This is a genomic window from Acetobacterium sp. K1/6 (genome assembly GCF_034438075.1).
In the GTDB taxonomy this organism is placed as follows: domain Bacteria; phylum Bacillota; class Clostridia; order Eubacteriales; family Eubacteriaceae; genus Acetobacterium; species Acetobacterium carbinolicum.
On the sequence record NZ_JAXQGA010000050.1, the window covers coordinates 1 to 4,185 of the forward strand.

The following is a 4,185-nucleotide window of genomic DNA, read 5'->3' on the forward strand; positions in this document are numbered from 1 at the left end:
TTGATTTTACTGGGGTTTTGAGACTTTCTCACACAGTTTTTTATGACTTAGTGTAACCTAGATGCAAAGTTCACATACAAAGCAATATTAGTCTGGAAAACAAACAGGAAAGCCCCAAATAAAAACATAATCACTGCGGTAAAATAAACCCTGACATTGAGTTTAGCGCTTTTTTCCGTTTGTTTTTCTTCATCATGTACCTTTGGGTGATCCATTGGCAGGTTTTTCATAACGATCACAATTGCCGGGATGAAAACAAGATAAACCAGATAAGACATCTGCCACTGGATACCGGCCAGCATCCCAGAGGTAAAGAGCAGCACCATGCTTCCCCCATTAACAAAGGCCGACTGCAACCCCATCATGGCTCCGCTTTCCTCAGCTACAAAATACTCAGCAATCAGTGCCATCGACATAGTCGCATTCATCCCTTGGGCAACCCCCAGCAATAAACTGCAGCCGAGCAACACATAGATGCTGGTTGAACCGAAAAGCAGGGCAACCATGCCTCCGATCAATCCACAAACCAGCCCAAAAATAACCAGATTTTTTTTAGGCAACCGTAGTGATAACGGGCCGGATGCAAAGGCAAAAACAAGTCCCATCAAGGCCGGTATGGTCAAAACCATTGAAATCAGCGACGGATCCACACCTACAAAATAGGCCTGAATATCGGCCAGAATCGCTGAAGCGGTCATTGATATCATCAATAATGACGATATTGACAGAATCGCAACTTTAATTTTTCTCTTTTTCAAAATTTTCTCCTACAAAAATTAAGTGAGGATGTCAGTTTTTTCCAAGACACCCTCCTTAATTTCTCATTCTTTAATTTTTCGACATTATTAGCTGATCAGAAACATTGTAAACCCGAAGAACATTTCTTCCACGCCTTGTAGCCCTTCCCCGGCAAACGGGAAAGCCCCTTCAGGAATTTCATATTTTTCCATTGCTTCTAAAAAAGAATCATAATATTCCGAATCAAATTCCATATTCATTTTCTTTCCTCCTAATATTTACCATATTCCTGTACAAAGTTTAAAACTGCTTTTAAATTATTGACATTGACATCTTTCAAGCGAAGTAAACTTTTATCCAAACTAAACATGTAATTTCCGTCAGGAGCTAAAACATCAATTAATTCTTTTGCTTTATCAATGCATCTCTGCTCACTCTCTGTTTTAAGTATCCCAAGCGGATAAAGGCCACTGATAATATGCTTTTTGCCGACTTTTTCTTTTATAATTTTAGGATCACCATATTCAAATAAAAAGAAGCACCCTTTAGGTAATTCATTAAGATAATCCAGATACCGCATCCAATCTTGCTCAACGAAAATATTGACGCCTACCCCGGCAGCATCCAGGGCCTCAACAAACGCTTTAAAAGTTGGCCAGTAAAAACGCAAAAAATCTTTTTCACGCATATAAGGTCCCATGTGTAACGGGATAAACGTGCGATTGTAGCGGTTTGAGTTTGGAATAATGCCAGCCTTGATTGAAAGTGGCAACAATGCTTCACATGCCGCTTCTACTTTTTCAGGAATTCTTCTGATATCTTTACTTATCCCGGTGAAAGAGCGAAGTTGATCAGCTAAAGAATCATATGGGACTGCGCAAGCAGTGGAAGCCATGGTATAGATTGTTTTTCCGTATTTATTAGCAATTTCAGCAGAAGCAGTCCCCATTTGACCCATGGTAGCGTAAAATGCAAAAAACGCTTTTGTTGTAGCTTTCTGTGCCGCAAAGCCGCCTTTTCCCAGTTCAGTGTAAAGCCTTGGTAAGACCTTATCCCATAACGTTTTGTATGGGTCCTTAATAAATTCATCATACTCATCTTCATTTAAAGCATTAATTTCTGGATGCTGAATAAATCCATCAGTACCAGGTACAAAATTTTTGGCTCCCAATATTTTATACAAATGTGGTATTCTTATCAGCGATCCAAAACAGAGATCTGAATTGAAATTACGCGTGGTAATATCAATAGCCTCAATATTTTTTTCAATGCTGTATTGCTCTTTTAATAAATCAAAACCTGCATACTCCAGACAAAATGCATTATCTCCTGAAACAAAGACTGGTACTCTTTCAGGCATTTTCCCATCAAATAAATTTTCGAAAAGTTCATTCTTTTTTAAAGTTTCTTGATTTAATTCCATCTCTTTTCCTTTCATTTTAAATTTATTCGCGAATAAGTTATTCATGAATAAATTGTAAGCCTTTTCAATTTTTCTGTCAAGTTATTTTTTCGTAAATATCATTATTTTTTATATTTTGAAATTTTACGCTTCATCCTATCTGTCGAACATTATATTAATCATGGCATTTTATTCATGAATAACAGATAATTGTTGATAAATATGATAAAGTATGTTTAAATATTTCATACGAGGAGTGAATTCAATGTATAATGTAAGTACTAAACAAAAAATTTATGAAACAGCTAAACTACTGTTTATTGAAGAAGGTTATGCCGTTGGTAGCAGAAAAATCGCCAATGAAGCTGGTGTCAATCAGGGTCTGATCACCTATTATTTTCAAAACAAAAAAAATATTGCAATGATGGTTTTAAAAGAAAGTTTTGAAATAATCGCAACACATATAAAATACTTTGTAGATCCTAAGAAAGATATTTTACTCTTTTTGCTGATATTTTCAAAAGTTGTCTCAACCCCTTCTATCAATTCAAGCGGCTATATTCGCTTCGTTATTGAGATCTCAAAAGAAAATTTAATTGAAGAATCGGTTCGATTTGGTAATAATCAAACCGAGTATTACCGAAGACTTGTGAAAGAAATTATGCCACCAAATGGCAAATGTTTGGATATGAATATATCAATTTTCCTTGGCATTGTTTTTGGCATCCAACGAAATTTAATATTACGATTGGTCGAAGATGTTGATTTTTCCCAAGAAGAGCTATTTGATATATTCTTTGGCGCTTTTCTCTGGGCTCTAAACCTGGATTATACTGATGGAGAGATACTTCAGTTGAGACAAAAAGTAGATGAAATTACTGCAGTTCTTTATAAAAATTACCCCGATCTTAAAAAACCCGAAATTTATCTGTTTCAAGAGAAGAAACTTAAAAACCTTTAAAATAAACATCTTTTAAAAATTCTGGTATTTTTATTAGAAAAAAGCACCTTCTTTGCAATTTAATGAATGAAGATGCTTTTTCTAAATTGAAAAACTGTATCTTAATTGTTAAAAATAAATTCGTTCATTCTTTTGATACTTTCCTTACAGCCTTCCAAAGTTTCATTTATAATATTCAATGTGGGTTTCTTTTGATTAATTAATGCTGTAACTTGACCTACCATTACGGCACCGTTCTCTTCAATATCCCCCTCAATATCGGCTGCCCGCAAAGAACTTATTGCAATCTCTTTCAATTTTTCAGCAGCTACCTGATAAGAATACTCAGCCTCCAGTTTTAACATCCTATCTGACAATTTATTTTTCAACTGACGACAAGGTTCTCCAGTACATGTTCCTGTAATAACTGTATCCATATCTTGTGATTCAATAATCGCCTTCTTCGCATTTTCGTGAATATCAGTCTCTTTTGCCATCATGAACACAGTACCCATTTCATTGCCTCTGCTCCAAACGCAATTGCTGCCGCCATTTCTCTGCTGTGACAGCGTCTTTAATTGTAGAAGCTTTTACGATCACTTTACTTCCGGCTTCATGCCACAATACAATGTACTTGGCGGATAGCTCATATGCCAAATCTACAAGGGTATCTGCATATACAACAGGTGGTTTTTCCTCTTTAATCACTTTTGTAACACTCTCCAGCATATCTGGAATCATAATAACATTGATCCCAAATGGCTTATCTGTTAATCTTCGGATATCTTGGATCTGAGAAATGATAAATTCTATTGGCGCAAAACCTACTCCCAGTATTCCAAGTCCTCCTGCATTAGATACTACTGCTACTAACGGTGTTGTTTAGATCCAGGCCATTGATCCCTGAATGATTAGTTTTTCTACATGGAATATCTGACAAAATCGATTGGTATTCATTGTACTTCCTCCCAATTATGTTATAATTTATTATTAAACAACTACTGATTTTTTTCAAATCATTGCATTTCATTGTTTTTTGCAAGTACTTTTTGCAGAAAGTTGCAAGTTAAAAATACAGAATGTTGCATTATGGAAAATCCATAGT

General features: G+C 35.6%; 6 protein-coding genes and 1 pseudogene. 1 reads left to right on the top strand and 6 read right to left on the bottom strand.

Features of this window, described 5'->3' with window-relative positions:
* Positions 1-47 precede the first annotated feature (47 nt).
* The 3 genes from U2P91_RS17630 to U2P91_RS17640 form a co-directional block, all read right to left on the bottom strand.
* Positions 48-758 (bottom strand): MFS transporter, encoded by a 711-nt coding sequence (locus U2P91_RS17630; RefSeq protein WP_322520087.1) that lies wholly within the window; start codon positions 756-758, stop codon positions 48-50.
* Positions 759-845: 87 nt separating this feature from the next.
* Positions 846-998: a hypothetical protein gene (locus U2P91_RS17635; protein ID WP_162624358.1), complete on the bottom strand. Its 153-nt coding sequence runs from the start codon at positions 996-998 to the stop codon at positions 846-848.
* Between the two features lie 11 nt (positions 999-1,009).
* Positions 1,010-2,161, bottom strand: coding sequence for a uroporphyrinogen decarboxylase (locus tag U2P91_RS17640; RefSeq protein ID WP_111887146.1), 1,152 nt, complete (start codon positions 2,159-2,161; stop codon positions 1,010-1,012).
* A gap of 244 nt (positions 2,162-2,405) precedes the next feature.
* Between U2P91_RS17640 and U2P91_RS17645 the strand changes: the two genes are divergently transcribed.
* Positions 2,406-3,101: a TetR/AcrR family transcriptional regulator gene (locus tag U2P91_RS17645; protein ID WP_162624413.1), complete on the top strand. Its 696-nt coding sequence runs from the start codon at positions 2,406-2,408 to the stop codon at positions 3,099-3,101.
* A gap of 101 nt (positions 3,102-3,202) precedes the next feature.
* On the opposite strand, the gene U2P91_RS17650 is transcribed toward U2P91_RS17645, so the two are convergent.
* The 3 genes and pseudogenes from U2P91_RS17650 to U2P91_RS17660 form a co-directional block, all read right to left on the bottom strand.
* On the bottom strand, positions 3,203-3,595 hold the full coding sequence (locus U2P91_RS17650; RefSeq protein ID WP_322520088.1) for a nitronate monooxygenase: 393 nt from the start codon (positions 3,593-3,595) through the stop codon (positions 3,203-3,205).
* Position 3,596: 1 nt separating this feature from the next.
* A complete protein-coding gene (locus U2P91_RS17655) occupies positions 3,597-3,821 on the bottom strand; it encodes a hypothetical protein (RefSeq protein WP_242988604.1) in 225 nt (74 codons plus the stop codon).
* A gap of 12 nt (positions 3,822-3,833) precedes the next feature.
* Positions 3,834-3,917, bottom strand: a pseudogene (locus U2P91_RS17660) (hypothetical protein); the annotation flags it as partial.
* Between the last annotated feature and the right edge of the window lie 268 nt (positions 3,918-4,185).

Coding starts and splice junctions, on each gene's coding strand:
- U2P91_RS17635 (WP_162624358.1), bottom strand. CDS start 998: ATGAATATGGAATTTGATTCGGAATATTATGATTCTTTTTTAGAAGCA.
- U2P91_RS17640 (WP_111887146.1), bottom strand. CDS start 2,161: ATGGAATTAAATCAAGAAACTTTAAAAAAGAATGAACTTTTCGAAAAT.
- U2P91_RS17645 (WP_162624413.1), top strand. CDS start 2,406: ATGTATAATGTAAGTACTAAACAAAAAATTTATGAAACAGCTAAACTA.
- U2P91_RS17650 (WP_322520088.1), bottom strand. CDS start 3,595: ATGGGTACTGTGTTCATGATGGCAAAAGAGACTGATATTCACGAAAAT.
- U2P91_RS17655 (WP_242988604.1), bottom strand. CDS start 3,821: ATGATTCCAGATATGCTGGAGAGTGTTACAAAAGTGATTAAAGAGGAA.